The 22,080-nt window shown below is 43.0% G+C and carries 23 protein-coding genes and 2 pseudogenes; 7 read left to right on the forward strand and 18 right to left on the reverse strand.

All coding sequences use genetic code 11. From position 1 onward, the window contains the following. Positions 1-146: 146 nt before the first annotated feature. The 5 genes from M467_RS19245 to M467_RS0115805 all read right to left on the reverse strand — a co-directional run bounded on the left by M467_RS19245 (position 147) and on the right by M467_RS0115805 (position 3,656). Positions 147-371: a DUF3006 domain-containing protein gene (locus M467_RS19245; protein ID WP_021065769.1), complete on the reverse strand. Its 225-nt coding sequence runs from the start codon at positions 369-371 to the stop codon at positions 147-149. After that, complete coding sequence (locus M467_RS19250) at positions 368-1,210, reverse strand: ComEC/Rec2 family competence protein (RefSeq protein ID WP_021065770.1); 843 nt, start codon at positions 1,208-1,210, stop codon at positions 368-370. Before M467_RS19250 ends, M467_RS19245 begins: the two co-directional genes overlap by 4 nt. 314 nt (positions 1,211-1,524) lie before the next feature. Continuing rightward, complete coding sequence (locus M467_RS19255; protein WP_021065771.1) at positions 1,525-1,938, reverse strand: hypothetical protein; 414 nt, start codon at positions 1,936-1,938, stop codon at positions 1,525-1,527. 68 nt (positions 1,939-2,006) lie between these two features. Beyond that, positions 2,007-2,822 carry an SRA domain-containing endonuclease gene (locus tag M467_RS19260; RefSeq protein ID WP_021065772.1) on the reverse strand — a complete coding sequence of 272 codons (816 nt, stop codon included), beginning with the start codon at positions 2,820-2,822 and terminating at the stop codon, positions 2,007-2,009. 204 nt (positions 2,823-3,026) lie between these two features. Continuing rightward, the gene (locus M467_RS0115805; RefSeq protein WP_021065773.1) at positions 3,027-3,656 is read right to left on the reverse strand and encodes a DUF1643 domain-containing protein; all 630 of its coding nucleotides are present in this window, start codon (positions 3,654-3,656) and stop codon (positions 3,027-3,029) included. A 257-nt stretch (positions 3,657-3,913) separates the two neighbouring features. On the opposite strand from M467_RS0115805, the gene M467_RS19265 reads away from it, so the two are divergent. Together M467_RS19265 and M467_RS19270 are read left to right on the forward strand one after the other, a co-directional pair. Then, positions 3,914-4,297, forward strand: a complete 384-nt coding sequence (locus M467_RS19265) for a hypothetical protein (RefSeq protein ID WP_021065774.1) — start codon at positions 3,914-3,916, stop codon at positions 4,295-4,297. A 70-nt stretch (positions 4,298-4,367) separates the two neighbouring features. Next, positions 4,368-5,312, forward strand: coding sequence for a DNA/RNA non-specific endonuclease (locus M467_RS19270; RefSeq protein WP_031199913.1), 945 nt, complete (start codon positions 4,368-4,370; stop codon positions 5,310-5,312). A 76-nt stretch (positions 5,313-5,388) separates the two neighbouring features. Here M467_RS19270 and M467_RS19275 read toward each other — a convergent pair whose 3' ends face one another. After that, positions 5,389-6,693, reverse strand: coding sequence for a M20/M25/M40 family metallo-hydrolase (locus tag M467_RS19275; protein ID WP_034796973.1), 1,305 nt, complete (start codon positions 6,691-6,693; stop codon positions 5,389-5,391). A 134-nt stretch (positions 6,694-6,827) separates the two neighbouring features. Between M467_RS19275 and M467_RS19280 the strand changes: the two genes are divergently transcribed. Then, entirely contained in the window at positions 6,828-7,745 is a 918-nt protein-coding gene (locus M467_RS19280) for a tetratricopeptide repeat protein (RefSeq protein WP_144060647.1), read from the forward strand. Positions 7,746-7,844: 99 nt separating this feature from the next. Here the strand turns inward: M467_RS19280 and M467_RS19285 are convergent, their stop codons facing one another. From M467_RS19285 to M467_RS0115810, 3 genes and pseudogenes are all read right to left on the reverse strand, one after another. Next, positions 7,845-8,291, reverse strand: a complete 447-nt coding sequence (locus tag M467_RS19285; RefSeq protein WP_144060648.1) for a hypothetical protein — start codon at positions 8,289-8,291, stop codon at positions 7,845-7,847. 30 nt (positions 8,292-8,321) lie between these two features. Then, positions 8,322-8,474: pseudogene (locus tag M467_RS31880) on the reverse strand (helix-turn-helix domain-containing protein); the annotation flags it as partial. Positions 8,475-8,655: 181 nt separating this feature from the next. After that, positions 8,656-9,228 (reverse strand): lecithin retinol acyltransferase family protein, encoded by a 573-nt coding sequence (locus tag M467_RS0115810; protein WP_021065779.1) that lies wholly within the window; start codon positions 9,226-9,228, stop codon positions 8,656-8,658. A gap of 961 nt (positions 9,229-10,189) precedes the next feature. Here M467_RS0115810 and M467_RS31860 point away from each other — a divergent pair. Further along, positions 10,190-11,350, forward strand: coding sequence for an excalibur calcium-binding domain-containing protein (locus M467_RS31860; protein WP_021065781.1), 1,161 nt, complete (start codon positions 10,190-10,192; stop codon positions 11,348-11,350). Between the two features lie 99 nt (positions 11,351-11,449). Here M467_RS31860 and M467_RS19295 read toward each other — a convergent pair whose 3' ends face one another. The 6 genes and pseudogenes from M467_RS19295 to M467_RS31590 all read right to left on the reverse strand — a co-directional run. After that, on the reverse strand, positions 11,450-12,478 hold the full coding sequence (locus M467_RS19295) for a hypothetical protein (RefSeq protein ID WP_021065782.1): 1,029 nt from the start codon (positions 12,476-12,478) through the stop codon (positions 11,450-11,452). A gap of 553 nt (positions 12,479-13,031) precedes the next feature. After that, positions 13,032-13,640 carry a hypothetical protein gene (locus M467_RS19300; RefSeq protein WP_021065783.1) on the reverse strand — a complete coding sequence of 203 codons (609 nt, stop codon included), beginning with the start codon at positions 13,638-13,640 and terminating at the stop codon, positions 13,032-13,034. A 60-nt stretch (positions 13,641-13,700) separates the two neighbouring features. After that, entirely contained in the window at positions 13,701-15,146 is a 1,446-nt protein-coding gene (locus M467_RS19305; protein WP_021065784.1) for a caspase family protein, read from the reverse strand. Between the two features lie 412 nt (positions 15,147-15,558). Continuing rightward, positions 15,559-15,942, reverse strand: a complete 384-nt coding sequence (locus M467_RS19310; RefSeq protein WP_021065785.1) for a hypothetical protein — start codon at positions 15,940-15,942, stop codon at positions 15,559-15,561. A gap of 136 nt (positions 15,943-16,078) precedes the next feature. Then, positions 16,079-16,285, reverse strand: coding sequence for a hypothetical protein (locus M467_RS19315; RefSeq protein ID WP_021065786.1), 207 nt, complete (start codon positions 16,283-16,285; stop codon positions 16,079-16,081). A gap of 344 nt (positions 16,286-16,629) precedes the next feature. Beyond that, positions 16,630-16,860: pseudogene (locus M467_RS31590) on the reverse strand (JAB domain-containing protein); the annotation flags it as partial. 1,162 nt (positions 16,861-18,022) lie between these two features. On the opposite strand from M467_RS31590, the gene M467_RS19320 reads away from it, so the two are divergent. Then, positions 18,023-18,604, forward strand: a complete 582-nt coding sequence (locus M467_RS19320) for a DUF5067 domain-containing protein (RefSeq protein ID WP_021065787.1) — start codon at positions 18,023-18,025, stop codon at positions 18,602-18,604. A gap of 235 nt (positions 18,605-18,839) precedes the next feature. On the opposite strand, the gene M467_RS19325 is transcribed toward M467_RS19320, so the two are convergent. After that, positions 18,840-19,295: a JAB domain-containing protein gene (locus M467_RS19325; protein ID WP_021065788.1), complete on the reverse strand. Its 456-nt coding sequence runs from the start codon at positions 19,293-19,295 to the stop codon at positions 18,840-18,842. Positions 19,296-19,666: 371 nt separating this feature from the next. On the opposite strand from M467_RS19325, the gene M467_RS19330 reads away from it, so the two are divergent. Next, entirely contained in the window at positions 19,667-20,008 is a 342-nt protein-coding gene (locus M467_RS19330) for a YolD-like family protein (RefSeq protein WP_021065789.1), read from the forward strand. A 203-nt stretch (positions 20,009-20,211) separates the two neighbouring features. Beyond that, positions 20,212-20,877, forward strand: coding sequence for a hypothetical protein (locus M467_RS19335; RefSeq protein ID WP_021065790.1), 666 nt, complete (start codon positions 20,212-20,214; stop codon positions 20,875-20,877). A 336-nt stretch (positions 20,878-21,213) separates the two neighbouring features. On the opposite strand, the gene M467_RS19340 is transcribed toward M467_RS19335, so the two are convergent. Both M467_RS19340 and M467_RS19345 read right to left on the reverse strand, forming a co-directional pair. Then, complete coding sequence (locus tag M467_RS19340) at positions 21,214-21,549, reverse strand: hypothetical protein (protein ID WP_021065791.1); 336 nt, start codon at positions 21,547-21,549, stop codon at positions 21,214-21,216. Between the two features lie 162 nt (positions 21,550-21,711). Next, entirely contained in the window at positions 21,712-22,020 is a 309-nt protein-coding gene (locus M467_RS19345; protein ID WP_021065792.1) for a hypothetical protein, read from the reverse strand. Positions 22,021-22,080: the final 60 nt, after the last annotated feature.

The following is a 22,080-nucleotide window of genomic DNA, read 5'->3' on the forward strand; positions in this document are numbered from 1 at the left end:
TGCAGTGCATTTGATTGGATTGCCTCCATACTACGTAAGACTTTCTGGACAGAATCCTGCAGTGCATCTGTTTCCGAAAAATTATCTAAATCAAGATTTTTTTCCATGTAGATACTCCGCCTCTCCTTTTTCTATCAATAACACCTCTAGTCTTCCCAAAGCTCATCCATCAACTCATCGATTTCTTTTGATAACCGTTCTTTTTCCCCAGTATCCATCTCAACTCGTCCATCTTCGTAAAACCAAAGCACATCGCCCGACTGCGACGATTCAGGGAACCGTGACTTTGGAATATCCTCCATCACTTCCCCGAATTCGACGACAGCCAAGTCCCCTTCAAATCGATCGATGATACCTCTCCGTCGCTTCATTTTGATTTCTTTACGGCATAACTTGAACCGTTCCCTGTAATGATGATCGTGCCATTTTTGTCTGTACGAAGCGTATTCACTTTTTGACGCTTCAAATTCGTCACTACTTCGGACGTCGGGTGCCCGTAGCTGTTCTTCCCGACACTGATGATGGCATGCTTCGGTTTGACAGTATTGAGGAACGTGTTGCTTGTCGACGTCTTGGCACCGTGATGCCCCACCTTCAAGACATCTGCCCGAAGCGTCTGCTTCTTGGCCATCATGTCCTTCTCAGAAACGTGTTCCGCATCTCCCGTGAACAAGAACGTGTTCTTCTTGTACGTGACATGAAGGACTGCACTCCAGTTGTTCAAGTCACTGTTCGAGTAGGATTTGACCGGACCCACAAACTTCGCACTGACACCTTTGATCGGTAGTTTCACGCCAGCCTGTGCCGTTTTGATGGTCTTGCCTTCTCGTTTCACGGCTTGAAGGAAGTCTTTGTAGGCCTGGGTCGTGTGTTTTACTTTTGGTGCGTAGACGTTCTCGACACGGTAGGCATCCAAGATTTCGTCCAATCCACCGATATGATCCGCATCCGGATGCGTCGAGATCAATACTTCGATATCGTCGACTTTTTGTTTTTTAAGGTAGGCGACGATGGTGTCCCCTTTTCCTTTGTTCCCGCCGTCGATGATGACGTCCTCACCGCTCGGCATCTTGATGTAGATGGCGTCTCCCTGCCTGACGTCGATGTAATGGACTTTGATGCTCGTAGCGGCCGATGCCTCTCCGTATGGCGATACCAATAGCGCTCCACTAAATAGAACTGCACTCCCGATCTTGATCAATTTATTCATCTTATATCACTCCATCATGAAAATTATTGTAAATTTATTCAACATAAATTCATTATAATCCGTTATTTGTTAAATAGCTTCAGAATATTGATTGTATCCATAACCAAAAATAACGCAGGTAGTCATTCATACAATTACGAGTATTAACGGGATAATTGGAAATATGCTTTAAGAAACGTTCACACGCCGCTCCCTAAAAACTCTTTTAAAATATACTCAGAAAGGATCAAGAAAATAGGAAAACTGATTACTCATTCAAATAAAAAACGAGAAGGATGATTTAGCAACCTTCTCGTTCTTTATCAAACCAATACTTATTGATTTTTCTTTCTATTTATTTCTTCTATAATCATTTCTTGAAAAAATTTAGGCGCGTTGGGTTGATTACCATAAGGTCCTGACACAAAAGTATTAACCACTTCATCGGAGACTATCTCAAAAGTTGCTTCAAGTATTTGTTTATTGGAACTAGAACTAAATTTAAACTTTACCATTCCGTTATTTAAAAATGCTGCTAATCCTCTAGGAGTTTTCGTAGCGATGTTGTTAATTTCGTTTTCTGTGAGTCCTCCAAAAAGCTTCTCTTCTATGAATTCAAGGTTCTGTTTTTTTTCTAAATCAGGAGAAATTGTCGAAGTAATCTTGTCACTATTTTTATATCTATATTGGATTATACCAGCAGCAATCAATAAAATTGCTGATGAAGCTATCTGTTTATTAATTTCCATATTCTTCCTCCTCTTATGATCTAAGGTTCTAGACACGGCTCAAATACATAACTTAACCCCTACATCTTTTATAACTGTTCCTTATTAAGTATTTTATTGATCAGTGCTTGATTGTATTCGACCCCGTCGCTTCCTCGATGAATACGTGCATGACAATTTGGACAAACCGCTGCCACATGCTCAGGATGATCAGGTCCTCCATCTGAAAGACGATACAAATGATGTACGTCTAAAGCCGAACCAGACTTTGCGTTAAATGGTTCTGGTTGCTCACATGCTTCACAAATTCCATCCGCTCGTTTTCTTGCGTATGCTTTAACTGCTTCAGATCGTCTTCTGACTTTCACTTTCCTTTCTTGCACAGAGGTATTTTCAGATGAAGTATCATCTAGTGCTAATTGCTTCAATTCCTCTAGCGATTGATCTCTGACATCCTCTACAATTTCATTAGCCGATTGAATTACTTTCGACAATGGTTCAAACATAAATGAGATAACCGTGCGTGAATCTCCATTTCGATCAAGTGCAGGTTTTAGTTCATAACCGAGTAAGGTCAATTGATCATCAAATTTACAAAGTCCATTAGAGGAGGCTCGAAATAAAAAAACATCCTTAGAAGAACTAATATGATCGCGAAGCGCCTTATTGCCCATCGTGAATGTTTGATCGCCTACTTGTCCTTCACCAGTGAAAGTGAAGACAGTATTATCCTCATTCCAACCATCCGAATAACCGTACTGACCTCCACTTTCCCCGGAGAATATAAAAATTACTGCTTCTTTCGCGGAAGGGCTAATTCCACGTTGACGGTTTCCTCCAAATTGATCATGTAAATCAGAGCGTCTATATAACTTTCCTTGCTCGAAACTATGAACTAATATCATTTTCCCCACTCTTTCTGCTATAAAGATTACTATTATTTATTAAGCTCTGTTTTTTAAATCATCGTTCTATATTGGCTTCGAGGTGTTACCTTTCGTTGGTAATTTTAATACTTAAAGTACGGTTTAAATGATTTTACTTACATTCAAATTAATTAGGATTGGAATATTACTCACGATTAACCCACTATAATCCGTTGAGTGACATCAAAGTTCCCAATCAGGGTCGTTAAAAAGACCAACATCCGAATCTCCGATCAATCCTTCACTTGAGGTGTGAGCGTTCAATGGAGCGGTTCGTCTTGGGACTTTAATGACTTTTTTAGTTGCGGGACGGAAGAGTTTCGGAACCAGATCACCGCGAAGGAATAACGGATGTTTCGGGAACTCTCCACAAACGGTTAGCTCAAGCGTATACGTATCGACCGAATTTAATAGTTCCAATGTTTCTTTAATGCGTGTCTTCACGAAGGCCGTTCGAATCGACTGCCCCCAGGCAACAATCACTTTCTCCGAGTTTCGGATGGCTTCCAGCACATGTCGATCATTATCCGGTCCGACTGGATCGATTTGCTTTTTCAACTCCTTGGGTTCCGTGGAGATATAGGCGAACAAATTGACGACGTTGAGACCGTCGTAACCCCACTTTTTCGCGTAGGCGATACATTTCTTCAATGTCGGGTCTTCTTGTTCCTGATTGCCTACACTTGGGTTCAACATCACGAATGTGATAATTTTTCCTCCGTCCCCCCATTCGCAAGAGAACTGATAACGATACTGCTTCGTCTCATCTACAATCGCCTTCACTCGGTACTGACTGTTCCAAGCCCTTTTCATATCCTCGCCTCCAAAAGTTGATACCTTGATTATACAATGAGGATAAAAATCGACCTGATACATAATCTTTACTGGCCTTACTTGATCTTTCTCGATACACATGATTGTGTTAGCGATAATTCACTATTTCTCTTGAGGATGCGTCATACCGATTTCTTTTGAAAATGGCTGTGATAACTTCTTTGTTAGAAGACATGAACCTGTCACGGATAAAAGCATTCAATAGAGCTAAACTTAAATCAAAAAGGAGTGTTCTTATGTCCCTCTATGAATGGATTCAACACCACATGAAGACACACATCTTACGTTTTGAACATCTCGACCATTATCTCGAGGCAGATGCAGTAGATATTGAAGCTTACCTGTCTCGAATCAATCCGCTCTTTGTCACCGCATTGCGTTCTGATGATGGAGTCACGGCGTGGAGAATGGTTAATGACTTGGAATCTGTTCTGTTAGGACGATTTAAACGCCGACAAAAGAAAGTGAAGGTCACGTTAGAGATAGAACTGGATATGTCTGATTTTGCGATTGTATTTTGTAAGTCAGAACAACGTCGAATCATCGAACGTGTGACGACATACATGACGAACCATGAAATAGAGAACTGGCGCATCACACGAATTCATAGGTTACAATGAATCTGTACGCGCATAGAAGTGTATTTAAGAATTGATGCGTCTACTCATGATGTTTGGAGGAATAAGAAAGATGAAATCTACATATCTTGCCTTACCATTGGCCCTGTTATTGATGGCTAGTTGTACGAATGAAGAGACTGCATCCCCGAATCAAAAGATGGAAGAACCTGCTGAACAAGAGGAAACGGTCACTGTAACGATTGATGACAAAGAAGAGACAGAAGCTACTGCTGAACCGGTTTCTGAAGAGCTTGAGGAGACAGAAGAACCCATTGTCAACTCAAACAGTGATCTGTTTTCAGGTTATCAATTGATCAACGTCGATGGTGGGGATTTGTCCGGTTACCGTGAGGCGAATGTCGTCGTCGATATCGGTTATGGCGAACGCGAGTATTGGGCGTTCACGAACGAACATGGACAACTTGTGAGGGTTTTGGCTGAAGAAATCGTCTTGCAAGATGATGACATGGAAAAAGTGACTTCGGATGGCCGCTACTATAATGACGAGGCGAAGGTCACAGGCGTTGAACACAGTGAACTCGACGAGGGTCACGTCATCGCTGACTCACTCGGGGGCGTCTCGAACGCCTATAACATCACACCACAGGACAGCACGCTCAACCGCTATGGGGACCAGGCCTATATGGAGGATGTTATCCGTAAGGCCGGCGGCGCGACCGACTTCGAGGCGATCATCACATATCCGGGTACGAAAACTCATATTCCATCACACTATGAGTACACGTATACGGTCAAAGGAAATGTCGTTACCGATTCGTTCGACAATGTCAACCCGGATGAGGTGAACGAAGAACTCGGCCTCACAGAAAGTGAACCGGAAGCTGCAACGGCGCCCGAGGCCACAGGCGATGTCTCGAGCGTAGATACGAATGGCAATGGTCAGGTGACGATCCAGGAGGCGAAAGACGCCGGTTTCACGATGCCAATCATGAGTGACCATTGGCTTTATCCTTATATGCGCGATAACGACAATGACGGAATGGTAGGAGAATGAAAATAGAATCATTTTAATACAAGGAAGATTGCAAATAGGAAGGCAGCATTTTTTCAAGTGCTTCCTTCCTATTTTTTCAGCTATTTTGTTGAATTAGACGATGACTGAGGACTGTCTCGACAAGTACCACCGTCTCAAATGTTGCACAATAGTCAACTTCCTCAAAGTCTGTATGCTCGTCACGGTAACCAATGGATAGATTCACAGATGGAATACCGAATTCGGCAAATATTTTTGCATCACTCGATCCCCCGTTACGAGTCGCCTTCCAATCATCCATTCCGACCAATCGACCCGCTCTTTCGAACAGTTCTCCATAAGACTTTTCACAAAAATCGAACATGCCTCGGCATCCTGTGACAATGTCGCGTGTCCCACGTCGGTCCAACACGATGGCGGCATCCACGTCACGGATAAATTCTTGATTGATGCCACGCGCACCACATAACCCTATTTCTTCCTCGACCGTGAACGCCACCTTGATAGTCCCTGTGAAATGCGTCATCGGAAGACGTTCGAGGATTTCAAGAACAGACGCAATACCGGCCCGGTCGTCTGCTCCGAGAATCCCTTCCGAACTCGTGAGTATAGTACCTTCCTGATGGATGACGCGCCCTCTCTTGATACGCTCGACCGTATCCATGTGCGCCGACAATAGAATCGTCGGCCCTTCTCCGTGACGAACGGTTGCCAGTAAATTGCCTGCTTCATCAATTTGTTGTTCATCCGTGAGTTTTCTCAAACTCGATGTGAGTCGTCGACGAACTTTCTGTTCCCGTCCACTCTCACCAGGCACCTCGAGCCAGTCGAGAAGGCGATGTTTGAACCGTTCTGTCTCAAGCATTTGGATATACCGTTCGTCGTTCGACATCTTGAATAGCATTTCCGCGATATCGAGCAACGCTTTCCGCTCCGTCTGACTGTAGTCAAAGAGGACGGTATGTCTACGCCGATTTTTACGGAAACGGATACGAACCGCTGAATCCGAAGGGATCGCAAGATTCAATACATGCATTTGTCTATCATTCAAAAATCCGTCCATCTCAACGTACGCATGACGTTCTCCGTGTCCATCACAACACATCATCGTCATCATTCCTAATTCGTTCATCCAACGAACGATGCCACGGATATAGGCATCAAACGCATAATAAGGCAGTTCTTCAGTCTTCGAGTTGAACAAATGCTCCTGACCGACAGAATTCCAAGATCCTTTCTCATTCTGAAGACTCTCAATGTACGCTACGATTTGTTCGTCCTCCACCAATTCACCAGCGCTGATTTTCTGAATAGAGTAACTTAATTCCTTCATTACCTTATTTGTTTCATTCATCCATTCCTTCAATCCGTGTCTTGCCATCATCTCTGCTTGGTTCATCATCATCCAGCTCCTTCTGTTTTGATGAGCCAAATATATCAATACCGATGTGACAGCTTGTCACACCGATCATAAGAACACTATGATAAGAGAAACGGCTGACGAGGAGTGGATTGTAGATGGAGACGAGCGGTTATATGGAAGAGTTGACGTTAAAACGACGCATGCGTGATGAAAAGTCAAATGAAGAGAGAATGAAAATTCGGAAAGAGATTGTCTCACTATATGTACGTCAGGCCGAACACTTCAAACTGTCCGACCGACCCGACTTCAAGGTGGCACGACAGATCCTCGAAAAAGCAATCGGACTACAAGCCGATCATCCGCTCGCGAACTATCGCCTCGGCTATATCCACTACAGGGACGGTCGTTACGCGAGTGCCGTCAATCATTTCAACATCGCCTTAGACGGGACGACGACCGATTCGTTGAGTGAGGTCCAGATGACACTGGCCCATATGTTCTCGGTGAATTGCGGCATCCATATCGCACGCGAAGCGCTCTTCGAGATTGAAGGCATGGAGGATATGTTTGAGCTGATTGACGATGAGGAATCAGAAAAAATCAAGCGCTATCGGGCGGAGCTGCTCGTTCAAGAAGGCGAGATGTTTGATCGATTATACTATCGAAAAATCAGGAACGGGCAGGAGACAATCATCAACGAGACCGAATTTCATGACTACTTACCTGCTCCTCGTGAACTAGTGTTAAAAAGCTCAGAAGAAGGGAGATATGCCCTAATTCATTTGGAGATGCCTGTTGAATTGAACATGACTTTTTTTAACTTGTTGTTCTTATTATCGACACGCTCTCAGTCGACACATCAATCCCTACAAACTCAGCTCACGGAGCTTAACGGAGAAGGAATATCTAATGACAACTTACGCCAATCTATATCCCGTCTCAAAAAGAAAATGACCTCCTTTGATACCCTTTTCAATACAATCTCTACGACTGACAAGGAGGGAAGTCGCATCAACGCCTTCGAGTTGAGCAAGGAATGGACGGTCACCATTCTGTGTCGTGCTGACGATTTTCTTAAGAGTGAAATCTAGTCTTTAGAAGTACAAGTGCAATCTTTCATTTAATACAACAATAATTGCAAAAGGTGTATTCTCAATGTTAAAGAGAATACACCTTTTCGTTAGAAGCGTCTAAATTTTGAATTTATTTACACTAGATTCACTTGTATATTTTCCGGACTTTGCATTCATACGAACGTGTTCAATCAATGCCTGCATGATTTGATCTTCTTTGATATCAAAACCCTTGTGAAATGGCACCCGCTCTTCTTCAAATAAGAACGCATCAACCAAATAAAGGACACGTGGTTTTTTTCGTGGGGCACTGTTCTTAAGACACCTTTCCCAGACCAGCTGTTCAAATTCTTTTGAATAACGTCTATGCGCGACCGCGTTCCGCACCATCCTACGACTGATCTCAAAATCGCCTTCCCACAGCCAGCGGCCGGCCACTTGATGCCACATTTCAATCCGCTCCTGCTCTTTGATTGCTTCCACGTCGATTTCGACGTGATATGGGGCCACGTCCTCACTCTTGACGACCTCCCGAGCATCTCCTGTCACCGACTTTGGATACATCTCCCATCCTTCAGGCATCCGTTCTTTGATGAACTGCTCGAGAGCCTCCTCGCTGATTCGATATCCTTTTTTACGAGACTCGAGCGGTTCCGCCTGTATCACGCCTTTTCGTACCCAGTTCCGGACGGTTTTCTTGTGGGTCGTGAGCTTGGTCTTCGATGGAATCTCAAATGCCTCGTCAATCGTATACCTAGTAAGCCTCCTTTTAACACAACGATGTTTTCATTAAATAACACCATATTCATTGCATTAAAAGTGAGAGAAATGCTTCATAAAACGAATACACTCGATTCATAAGTAGATGATCACTCCATAATTTTATGTTATCACTCCATCGATGCACTCGATTGAAGGCTTGGCCATCCTAACTTAAATACCACTTCCAGCGAACCCAAACAATGTTAGATTCCTCTACACTCAAGAATTTTGAAAACTCTTCTTTGACCATAAACAAAAAATTACAATCATTTTCAAGGTTACCTATGATACAGCCTGCTACAAATTGATGACAGTTATCATCAAGAAGATTGTATTTTCTTCTTTCTGCCAGATTTTTAAACGCTTCTTTTGCTATGTTTTCATCTCCTAATGGCCACATTGCATGCTTCATTACCGGAATAAAAATGTCTTTATCTGTACTAAGGATGTTACCAGTGAATTCTTTCAGACTAACTTTTTTAATTTCTCCTTTTCGATTTAAGTCGATAACATTTTTATTTCCTATGTATACACCCGAATGTTCTGCTGTACCTAATTGGCAATAAATCAATGCACCAATAGCAGGCTCCTGCATAAAATCGTATGATTTATTCAAAAGTGAGGAATGCCTATGAATTGAAGTTTTTTCTCGTGCCCATAACATGGGAGTAACGATATTTTTTAGTACTTTTTTGTTAGATTGCGTGACTTTAATTTTGTCTAATAATCTATTTTTCAACTGTATATCTCCAATCTTTTTTTCTTTGTATCAAATATCATTCAAAAATTAAGATGTCGAATTCTTTACAAAATAAAAGTATAAAGATAAAAAACTAAGATTCATTAACAGGAAAAATTATACTATATTTTTATCGTATTACCTATGAACAAAATTGTAAGGGGATTATTATCATTTGTTAATTTGGTAGATGAATGACTTTATTCTTCGATACTTGTATAGCCAACAGATGATGCGCCACCATTTCCGTTTTGTGAAGTTGTTCGTAATAAATATTCGTTTTGTCTCTTTCATGTCGAGAGACAGGAGTGTCCAGCTTAAACACCTTATTTTGCTCATCCTAATTCAATTGGCGCTCTAAATGGTTCGGCCCTAACCAAAAATTCTTGTGTCATCCTAGACAATTTTCAATAGGCAATGTGCGTGACGATTCTAGATTTCCGCATCAGTCAGTAGTTAATTGGTGCCCCGACGACGCTGGAGTTGACGCTCCTGATAGACGATGACCCGAGTTGTCGGGCACTGTTCGGCTAATAGATGTTGGTATGTTCAAGGGCGAGCATTTCCTCTCTTAACTTCTATTTGATACGGATAACCTCGATGATGGCGGATCGTTCCATGACGTTATCCCCTTTCGGATAAGTCGACCTAAGGACGCACTAATTATCAATCACGAAAAAGGCTGTTCAAAAGAGATAAATTAGGTACTAAATAGGAGCAAACATGTGCTTAATTGAAAGAATAAATACTTATGACGATGTATTGCGACCAACTTCAAGGCGATCGACACATATCCGGGAACGGCGAAGAATATCCCTTCACACTATGAGTACACCTATACGATCAAATGGAATATCGTAATTTATCGAGATGAATCTTTGACCATAATATTAAAATTCTTTCGGTGAATAAAGTACTGAAAAGTTAAAATTAAGTTATTATCTTCGGAAGGAAGCAAATAATGGATAACTTAATTAAAAAGAAAAAACTTACTTCTTGGCAGATTGTCAAAAAGAAATATCCAACCTCTTATGTCGCGGGCGGGACAAAATATGATATGTCGGATTTTAATCCGATTTTCCTTGTGGCTTCTGCACAAGAAGGACTAAGGTTTGTGAAAGAAAATCAAGGAAGAGTTATTGAAATCGAAAAAAATAAATGGGAAGAACTACCTGATGAATTAGTAGTGAAACAGACGTTGAGTGAAAGAATATATTCCTATAAAGATAGATTTTATCTGTCAGTTCAAAATACCACTCAAGATGGTCAAGCCATCGTTGAACTAATTGAAAGAAAAAGACGAATTCTTTTGCCGGCTGCACCTTGGTATAGAAACATTGATAGTTACCGAAGCGGTTTACCGGTAATCATTTCTTCTGTCGTTTACATTTTTATAATGATGTCCGCCTTAGTAAGTTGTATCGGAGAGGACGATTTGGATTCAATAACACCTGATGATTCTTCAGAAGTTCTTCAAGCACTAGACCCTATCGAAAAACCAATCATCAAGGAAATTGTTGAAAAACCAAAATTACAATCTACAAGGTTAGGCGACATTGAAGTAAAATCCCTCAAGAACGAGTCTGAAACAGAAAATTTAGGAGATTATGCGTTTATTTCTACAACAAAGAATAAAATTACGTCATACAACTTAATCAAGTTTTTCGTAAAAGACATATCAAAATTGGCCGGTACGGATTACCTTTTAATTGATTTACAAGATGGAACAGCACTTTATAAAGTTGCTGGTGCATCGATGCTAACATATGGACCTTACGAATCGGGTAATGACAGACTTTCTTCAAAATGGGAAGATATCATTGTTGATCCTACAGGTGAAACAGTAATAGGTGAACTTTATGACGGTATAGATTTAAGTCGCGCACTATTCCCTAACATTCAAGAACCCGAAGTGAGTGAACCTGTTGAGGCAGAACCCGAAGTAGTAGTTGAAACACCAGAAGTGGTTGAAGAACCTGAAGTAAGTATAGATACTCCTCAGTTCGAGTTTTTTGCTAACTGTACGGAGTTAAAAGCAGTCCATCCTAATGGCGTAGACTCTTCGCACCCTGCATACCAATCAAAAATGGATCGCGATAAAGATGGATTCGCTTGCGACTAATAAATCTAGTAAATTTCAAGTTGATTTGAAGACAAGCACCCTTCCATTAATGGGAGGATGCTTGTTTGTATATTATGTATTGCCTGACTGCTTGATGATTTACGAGTGAGTAGGTAAGGTTACGATTTCAAAAAAGCCGTTACGTACTTGAGTTAATCTGTTCAATACTCCACCCACATCTCCAATCTCCACATACTTTCTTAAATTTCCCTCGTTCCTTTCAAAAGTTTTAGTCAATTCTATCAATGTTTCCTTGAGTATTTCTGGGGTGAGATGCTTCTGCACATCATAATATTCAATCTCCCCGTATCTGGCCTTATAGAATGCAACACGGTCTATAGAATGATAGTCGCCAAATTCAAACTCCTCGGAACCAGCATAATATGAGAGTTCATCTAATAAGTAGTAGGCAATCATTTGAAGGTTGTCTTTTCTCTTGAGTGAATGGTCTTTGGTAGTTTTAAAGTCATACAAGGTCCCATTAATATATACGTCGGCATCTGCACCTTCAACCAATAGCGACGAAACACCGAAATGTGGATTGAATGACACACTACTATGCTTTTTTATGACTTCCGGAATCATAAAGTTCTCTTCAAATAGATGTATCATCATTTCCAATTCACGTATCACTTCAGTAGGTACTGGATCATTAAACAAGTAATCCAAATCTACAGCATTCGGGTTGATTCTTGCTCTTACGATTTGTTCCAACATTGCTAAACGCACAGCAACTTCGTATAGTTCGGCTAACTGTGCCCTTCCCATTACTACTTTTTCGATTTTCTCCACCCACGGTAGATACTTATTAAAGTAATATTCGTTGATATTCGGTACGTTTTTTAGCATATACATTCCTTCATATGACATTAAACCAGAGGTGACGTACTGAGATTTGATAAATTTCGCAATCCTAAATCGCGCCAGATAATCAAAAGCTGTTCCTAACAACGTTGAATCCCGAGTTACACTTAAATTGTTCGGAACTTTGAGTATGTATTCATTTGAAAAAGCTTTTTTACCACTTTGAGTGTAGTACTCACTTTTATTAGGTGCAACAGAGAGAAGTACGTTTATAAACTCTTTGTCTTGTTGCGTTTTTCCAAGTAATTTGCTGTTTAGAGACATTATCTTCATTCCCCTCATTAAATTTAAAATTGACCCTCTCACATTAAATTTCGAGCATTATAATCCAGGTGGGCGCGATTCTTCCTGATTTCCTTTTGACTTTTCAACCAATTGAAAGCTTTGTAACCTTGGATACATTCTTATTGCACGCCTTTCCGTATTAGGAGCCTCTGTCTGTGGTGTGACTGTTCCATGTTCGATCTATCTTCGATGCATCATGAATGTATACAAAAGCGTCATATTGCTTCTGGTTCAATGACTCTATTAAGTAAGGCTGATAGATACAGATTGAATGAGTTGTGGCCAATGGTTGATTTATAAAGCAGTGTAAACCATCAAAATATCACTTTTCTGAGGTCTTCATATGGAATAGTAGATAAAAAGAGCATGTATACGTTTCGACATCGAAATATATACATGCTCGTTTAAGATGGTCTGATTCATACTTTCATGGCCTGTTCGATTAAAAGGATTGATATCTTCTACGGTTAAAAATCTAGACATCTTGACCATTGATATAGAGGTGTCAGGACATCAGTTGTTTTATGACTGCTTATGATGGAATCAAACCGATCTCGGTCAACAACCGGAAGCCTAGGATACGAGCAGACAGATAAGCAATCAGTGCGTCCTCCGCACTGAATAGACGGTTTCTCGATTCGTCTTGGTTCACCTCATGTTTCGACATGTTGTACAAACGTACGAATACAAGTAGGCTCTGAATCGTCTTTTCATCTATCGTTCGTAGCTTGGCGATTTGATGGACCGCTTTTCCTAAGGTGGACTGGGAGTGTCGAAGCGACCCGAGCGTTTGCGATCGCATCAAATATTGACGTGTCACGGCCTCCAGGTGCATGCCTGCATATTGAACGATGTATCGCGCCCCATGCGCTACGTCCCGCTCTAGTTCGCTCGCCGCATACTGCAACGGCCTATACAAAGTTCGTTCCATTCCGCCGGGAAACGGATTCTGTATCGGGTTTTTAGGAAGCAGGTATCCGCCGATCCCTCCGATTTCCGCGTCCGTCTCCCATAACTGTGCTACGAATTCCGCTTGCCCGTGCATAGGGCATTTAGCCGCAAAGTCATCGACAGCGGTCTGTTGCCCATGGTTCAAAAGTTGTTCATATAGCCAACGTGTGTCAGGTAAGGCATGTTTCATCTGGCCTCTCCGCCTTCTCTGATTTGATGGTCTTTCGCTTACTCATGTACGCGGATCGTATCAATAGTCCAATGAAAAATGTACCGGTTCGTCCACTGACACTATTGACGGATTGACGTTCGAGTAGACGCGGGGCCGCCTACCTTCGATGGTAATCCTCGTGATGGCACCGCGTTCGACAAATAAATGCAATGAGCTCACTTCAGACACAATTGATTTGAATACAAGGACCGCTATGAGGTGTAGTCTGATACATTCCAGGGTGACATGCTGATCAAGCAAATCCGGGATTAACCGATCGGACACCTCATAGCCGGATGGATTCCCGTAAATGAGTGTTTCCGAATGATCCATTCTGACATGTCTTGGAACTTCTTTGTTGAATAGATAGTGATCGATTCTCAGCTTAGCGATTTCATCGGGTTTAATACCATTGACCGTCATTTCACTAAACATATGACTGCCATGTCTGTCTTCACTCGAGACCAGCTTGAGGTTGATTGTTTTTTCGCCCCCAACCACTTCCACATTCACCTCGGCCACGCGGACATATTCAGCCGTATCTTCAATCGCGAAAGGTTGCTCAGTTCTCCACATCTGCTTGAGCACTTCCTCGACCCCTCTCGAGTTGTCTTCGGCCTTCAAGATCAAGCTGTATGCCTTGTCAGAACGGTTGTAGCGATATGAGAAGTAGCGTGCGTGTACACGTCCTAGTAGAAACCAATCTCCAGAGTTGTCGACCACTCGCTGCCCACCATCGAAGAGTGGTGCCGGTGACAGATTCGATCCGGCCTCTCTCGTCTTTACATTCTTGATGACGACAGGTGGACCGGAGAGCGTGCTGTTTAAGACAGGATGTTGATTCTCGAATTCTTTCGAGAGAGCCCGGCTGACGTAAGCATAAAGCGTGTAGATATCAATCTCCCCGCTCGGGTTCGTCGCCCCACCTTCTAGGCCACGGATCAAATGATCTGTGAAGGCTCCATGCCCGTTTCGATCCCAAGCCAACTGATTTTCCGTGCACGCTGCGATGACGAACTTACCGGACCCTTTAATTTCAAGCCCTCTCTCCATCAGATTGTCGATTGATCGCATGAGCGCACCGCTATGACACGTATCAAAAAAGCTCAAGACTGTGCGGGCCTTTGTTTGATCGATATGGTCTCTGACATCGGACATGTTGATGCTGGTGTCACCTATGGCATGAATACCTGCATCATATGGAATGAAATACGCATTGGTTTGACTGAACCCCCCGTGGCCTGCCCAGTAGAGAAATAAGACATCATTTGGAGACGCATCTCTAAAAAAACTATGTAATGCATGATCTAACATTGACTTGGTGGTCAAATTCCCATATAAAATCTGGACGTCAGATTTATCGAATACGGCGGGCTCTTCTGTCAATAATCGATTGATTTCTCTTACGTCGTTTAACGTATTCGGAAGAGCGGATATCTCATGGTCACGTTGCTCATTGACTGCAATTAATAGAGCTTTATACAATATAAATCCCTACCTTCTCATCATTTACATATATTGTATTATACAATGTACACATGCTCCAAACTTGAATAGAAAAATCAATCACTCGATTCAGAAGACATGTCAACGCAGACTCTTTCATTCTCAATCCTTATTCTAAGAACCATTGATAAACAGCTGATTTGAAAAGTAAAGTGCCTCTAGGTAAAAACAAAAAACCATTCGACTGAATGGTTTCCCTCGCTTGTCGATCGACAAGCCCACGTTCTTGCTTTTAGTGTTGTTCTTACGCTCCGTGCCTCCCGTCAGAAAGGGCCAGGAACATAGAGATGCGGCAGTGAGCCAGCAGCTCTTGTTATCGGGCCGTCAGGGGGGCAGCGGTGCGATGAGCGACTTCGCCATCAGGCGTTAGACGCTCACGCATGAGCCCAAATCACCATTCCTTCTCCCATGCCCCGTCCTCGGACACGCCCCAATCCTCGAAGCGATACTTGATGAGCCAATGGACATGCATCACTTCATATTCGAATACACCTTTGGATAGCTCTGAGACGACGAAGCTGACGTCTCCATCCGCCACCACCCATGTCCCATATAGATACACAATCTTGGTCGGACGCTCCTCTGCATCCAGATAGATCACTACGCGGAAGTAAGGCGAGTTCCGTCCTTCATCGAACCGGACGACCTTCTCGACGCAATGTTGCCTGTCGACGACACGCATCCACGCGGGATGTTCCATCAATTCTGAGAACACCGTCCGAACGAACGGATCCAATTCTTCGAACGCATAGTCATCAAGCAGCCCCTCATCCATCACGTCTCCCCCTTTCCGGTTGTCTATAGAACGATTCCCCGTCCAGAGCCAGTTCAGTCCTTGTTCATGAACCTACAGAAATGAAGACTTTTAAAAATTGTATACACATATACATGTATACCATGATTCCTTTTTCTTATGTACGACGATTCCGTCGAATCATATTGGTATTGAAAAAGACGGTGAGGTGGGTCAAGCGTTCTCCTTCCTTCACATCACAAAGAAGATCCATGCTCACGAGTTTCAAATCGTCAACTTCTTCTTGAAGCCGGTCTGGAAGGCGTCGAAGCAATACCTCCGTCATTTCGTCCATCGTCTGTTGGTCTAGTTGGAATTTATCCATCTGAATCATCCTCTCCATTTGATAGCCTAACAATACCTCGCATCCACGTAAGAAACATCTCGCCTAATTTCACGTAAGCCCAGGTGTTGTTTCAAACAAGCCCTAGGGCTTGTTTCGAAAACATGGTCATTTTTAATAAACAAACCGCGTTTTTACTTCTATCGTTTCATCAAAAGAACTCTTTACGAGACACGTCAAAATACTATCTTATATCTACGCACGAACCACTCCGTTTTCGTCATACGAAAACGACCCTTTTCCCGGATCCGTCTTATGGATCCAGGCTAGAGCAACGCGAGTCGCCCGTCTTGTCACAAAAAAACGTACGTTTTTCGTCCTTGCCCTTACCGGATGGAGTGGGACCGATCCCCCCCGGCCCCACTCCATTCCATTAAACCCATGTAACCTCGCTGTTTCATACTGACGTATGACTCGTCCGCACCGAGGATGAGATGGTCGAGCACCGGTATGCCGATGAGGCCCCCCGCTTCATGTAACCGTTTGGAGACGAGGATGTCCTCCTTGCTCGGGGTCGGGTCCCCGCTCGGGTGCTGAGGACAGACGATAAGGCACGAGGCGTTGCTGGCGAAGTATTAGAAAGAGAATTAAAAATTTGAGATGCCGACTGTCGATGAACTGTCCCTATTGGTCTATGAGAAGGTCTTGAATAATATTACAACTTTCAGCGACGGCGACGGCTATAAAAGTCGACTTATTGATTTGATGACTTAATAAAAAGGCGAGATTATGTACATGAAGAAACCAATCTCGTCGAATGAAATTTGGATTTTGAAGTATGAGAACTCTAAATAATTGTCTTTATTCAATTCAAGTGACATAATAGGTATATAAATACAAAATGTAATGAGGCATTATCCAAAGTTTCGATACTTTGCCATCTTTTTACCTGCATTTATTCTAATTGTTAGTTTGCGTTATTTTAGTATCACGCTATCAAACATGACAATTATGGAGGCGATGCATATGCAAATACTATTAAAACATCTGAATTCAATCCTCATGGAAACTTTCTGGACTTTTGGAGTTAGCTTATTTGCAGGTATATTAATTGGTGGGTCCAATGGCGGGCGACTTGGGTGTAATGCCTGATTACGTTTTGTTATAAATAATTTTACTAGATAGAACAGGATTAAATGAGAATGAGATTCCGATACTTTTACGGAAACCTCTTTCTCTTTTTTCTTTGCTTATACTCTGATTAGTGATTAATAATCTGTTCGTCATATCGCGAAATATCCACACGCGGACCACCTCGGTTTTGTCCTGCAAAAACGTACCTTACCTGACGTTAGACACGCCCTCGATCTCGCTTTTGACGTTGCCCTTACGCCCCGTGCCTCCCGTCAGAAAGGACCAGGAACATAGAGATGCGGCGGTGAGCCAGCAGCTCTTGTTATCGGGCCGTCAGGGGGGCAGCGGTGCGATGAGCGACTTTGCCACTGGCGCTAGACGCTCACGCATGAGCCCGACTTGGCTTTCCGACAGGCGACGCACGGGATGCGAAATGGATCCTCAGGCGTGTGAGACTCCCCCGATTCTCCTCTAAGATACACATCTCCTGCCCCAAATACCTGACAGATTATTTGTAATGGGTGAACCGGACATACGTGATAGAATGAAGCAACAAGTAAATATTTAACAGTTTCTGTTCTGGCGTCTTATAGGACTCAGACAGGATGGATGACAGGCACATTTAAAATCAAAGGAGGACATGACATGGCAAAGACGATCGGATTATGGGGCATCCCGCTGCTGTTACTACTCGCCACCGGATGTGGTGCGACAGAGGAGACGGTTTCGACCACGGAGGACACAACGAGTGGGTCAGAGACCGTGACAGAGACGATTGAAACAGAAGAGACAGAAAACGAAGCGGCGGAGAGCGACGTCTATTTCAAAGACGGTGAAGCAAAATTGATTGACCTCAAGATTCAGATCACCGAGACGAAAGTGATCCCACCCGGAGAGCCGGGGAACGAGTATGGCGACAAAGCGGTCCTCGCCATCTGGTATGACACGACGAACCTGACCGGGAAAGACATCGACCCGACAAGTGCCTGGATGATCGTCTTCGAGGCGATCCAAGACAATGACCCGAACGCGGTCAACACCCTCGAGGTTGGCATGCTGCCGGACGAGCAGTTCCTCGACAGTCAGCTCGAGACCATCAAACAGGACGGCACGGTCTCGAACGCCGTCGCCTATGAACTCGACGACTTGGAGACACCGGTCACCTTGGTAGCCACGCAAGGCATAGGCGGTGACGAATTGGGCGAACAGACGATTGAAATCAAATAAGACGATACAACTCAGAACGACACAGAGGACCTGCGTATAGAAGACGACAGGTTCTTTTTTGATGCTTGCATCCCGTATCACCGTTTTCGTCATGCGAAAACGAACCTTTTCCGGATCCCGCTCTACGGATCCAGGCGAGAGCAACGCGAGTCGCCCGTCCCGTCAAAGAAAAACGTATGTTTTTCGTCCTTGCCCTTACCGGACGGACCGGTCCCCCGGCCCCACTCCATTCCATTCAACCCATGTAACCTCGCTGTTTCATGCTGACGTATGACTCGTCCGCTCCGAGGATGAGATGGTCGAGCACCGGGATGCCGACGAGCTGTCCCGCTTCATGTAACCGTTCCGTCACTTCGATGTCTTCCCGGCTCGGGGTCGGGTCCCCGCTCGGGTGTTGATGACAGACGACGAGGCACGAGGCGTTGTTCAAGATGGCGCATTTGAACACCTCCCGTGGGTGGACGATGCTCGAGTTGACGCTCCCGACATGCGCCCGGTGGACCCCGATTACCCGGTTTTTGGTATTCAACATGATGACGAGGAAGACCTCACGGTCGTCGTCAGCGATGAACGGTGCCGCGATGGACCGGGCACACGCCGGTGAGCGGAGCGTCGCGTGCTCGAGAGCGACCATCTCCTCGCGAATCTCCTGTTTGATACGAATGACCTCGATGATGGATGTGAGTTCCATGATAGTTTGTCCCCTTTCGGATAAGCCGACCTCAGAACGAACACCGTTGTGCGTCCTGTTGACGGAAACGAAGCGAGCGTCGGGAGACGGTGCAAGGGCGACCGTAGGGAGAGCATCAAAAAAATGCGTAGAGCGCACGGAGGACCAGGCTTCCGTAGCCAACGAGCGAAAAGCCTTGCTTTGAGCCAAGAGCGAAGGAAGACGGGCCGAAGGGTGCGTCATTTTTTTGACGTCCCTTGCATCGACGACCAGCGAGCTAGAGTACGGAAACAGGACGCACGGATCACCGATTACGAAAAAGACTGTTCAAATGAGACAAATCGGGTATAAAATAAGAACAAACGTTCGTTTTATGGAAAGGAGGAATTGTGATGACGATGTATCGTGACCGAGGTGAGTTGAAATGGACCCCCTTCCTCATGCCCGAGCATAAGGCGCTGCTGACGAAATACTACAAGGAGATTCAGAGGATCGAGATGCCCAACATCGATGAACAGGTCTTATCAATATATGAGAACGTATTGAATGACGCGATCTTCAGTGGGGACGTGGTGGAAGTGAAATATGTGGAGGAGCGGGAGATGAGACGATTCAAGGGATTCGTGCACCGGACGAACTACATGGAGCGGACCGTCGAACTGGCCAATCAACGGGACGGTGTCATCCAGGTGCCGTTCGAGGCAATCATCTATGTGGAGCGGTCTTCAGACTAACGGATGAACACTTTATAAATCTTGATCCTAAGTTCCATTTAAGTGTTAAAATATATCTGTAAGGATAGTAAGGTGTAAAAAATTATGAAATATTTTCTAAATTTAGGATGGTTGAGAAAGTTGCATTGCTGACAGCTCAGTATCGAGTATTTGTTTGATTCAGTCGATCACAATTACAAACACCAAATGGAAGGATGAGAGAGATGGCTGATATTTACGAAAATGACAATATAGTTAGTTCCATGGAACCGCTATTAGAATTGATAAATGATATCAACTCCCAAGCGCAGATTCAAGATCATCAAATTAGTAGAATCTCTGAACTTACGGAAATATATAATAGGCTAAGACGTTTGTATACAAGTGATTATACCGTGTCTGCAATTCATGCGACTGAATTAGACACTGGCAGTTTTGAGCTGCCAAATCTTACGATGTATGATGTAGGAAATAGCACGGGGTACACCATAAATAAATTGTCTATTTTCACCGGGGATATCATCGAGACCCCAGATGGAAAGGAAGGAATGATTGTAGAACATAGCAGTCCTATTGCACCAGAATTTTTTTTTGTTAAGGACCCACCTGTTTTTAAACTAATCATGAAGGATAGAACTGTTGTCATTAATAAAGAAGATGCACATGGATCATTAACTTTGGATGGGAGTACTCAACTAAAACTGACGAGACCTTACTACCTATTTAAAGACCATGAGGAAGTCATTTTTGACAAGAATGATACACAAAATAACTTATTCATTTCTTTAAATAAACGGAAACGTGATAATTTCTTTGAAAGTGATCGTCGTTTCGATGAAGAAACCACTGATGAAATGATTAGACAATTGTTTCCAGAGTATTTTGATTAACTGGTGATGAGGAGCGTTGTACTGACGACAAAAATGGAAAAATGATACGTTAGTGATTCTTTATGACGTTGCCTTTTTTGTTTTGTCATATATCTGACTCGTCTAATTTCCTGGTGTCGTCCAAATCTCTGTTTTCTCCTATTCGAATTGACCTTTAACCCATAGCAGTTCCTTCGCATGAATGATAGTAAATTCATTCTACGCGGGTAGCTTACTATGGGCTTTTTTATGTTCCGGTTCAGCAGCCGGACGTGATTCTATGCTTCGCCAAATATCCATATGCCATCTAACGTTAAGTGAAGCATTGGAGCGTTCGTTTCACTTCTAGTTCAGGAGTTAAAAAGGTTTTAAATCGTCATCAGAAAGGTTCAACTTAGGGAGAGGTATTTTTTCAAAAGACACAAATAACACATCTAAATCAACCTTCTCTTCTGAAGATGGGACGATTCTTATTTCAGACATGGTCAAGTCACAATTTTTTTCGATTTTAGTGAAGGTATGAAATGAAATAGTATGCAAAGAATATTTTGATGTAAAGATTGCAACGCTGTCCTGATGCACAATCAACTCTTCTCCGCACAGGATAAAAGGTTCGATTAAATTCCGTGGTGTATCATATACATACTCGTTTTTTGCAAAGTATGTAGGGGTAAGAATCCGATAGGTGTACACTGCAATATCTCCTTCCTAATCTCAAACGGTGGATGGTTCAAAAATCTAAAGTGGACTACAAACATGTAATTAGGCAATTTGTTTAAGCAGTTTTGTTTGAATTCGAAACAACGCAATCGAGAGCATTCAGATTTGAATAACTTGCTTTAGACTAATCCATTTTCAATCAAGTACATCCCAGTCAGAGTTGCCTTCTTTAGGTGTTAGATATATGGGAATAGTAACGAGAATATCAATCAAGTCTTCATTAGACGGCTCAAGTATGACTTCGGAAATATAATGGGACGCTTCATCGAACACTTGGAATTTTTGACTCATATATGTTGACACGAGAACTTCTATCTCTTTTCCAAAATTGACTTTGATTCCGATACCTTCTAGTATCATAGGATCGAATAAATATTTCATATCATGTTCAGACGTATCGCTAATATCTTCTTCAATCGGCGTTATAATTTTATAGGTATGCATTTCTAGTACCTCCCTCTTTGTATGTTTTATTAAAAGTCGCGTCACTTTTTTCATATTCTG

It is taken from the genome of Exiguobacterium chiriqhucha RW-2 (assembly GCF_000416965.1).
Taxonomy (GTDB): domain Bacteria; phylum Bacillota; class Bacilli; order Exiguobacteriales; family Exiguobacteriaceae; genus Exiguobacterium; species Exiguobacterium chiriqhucha.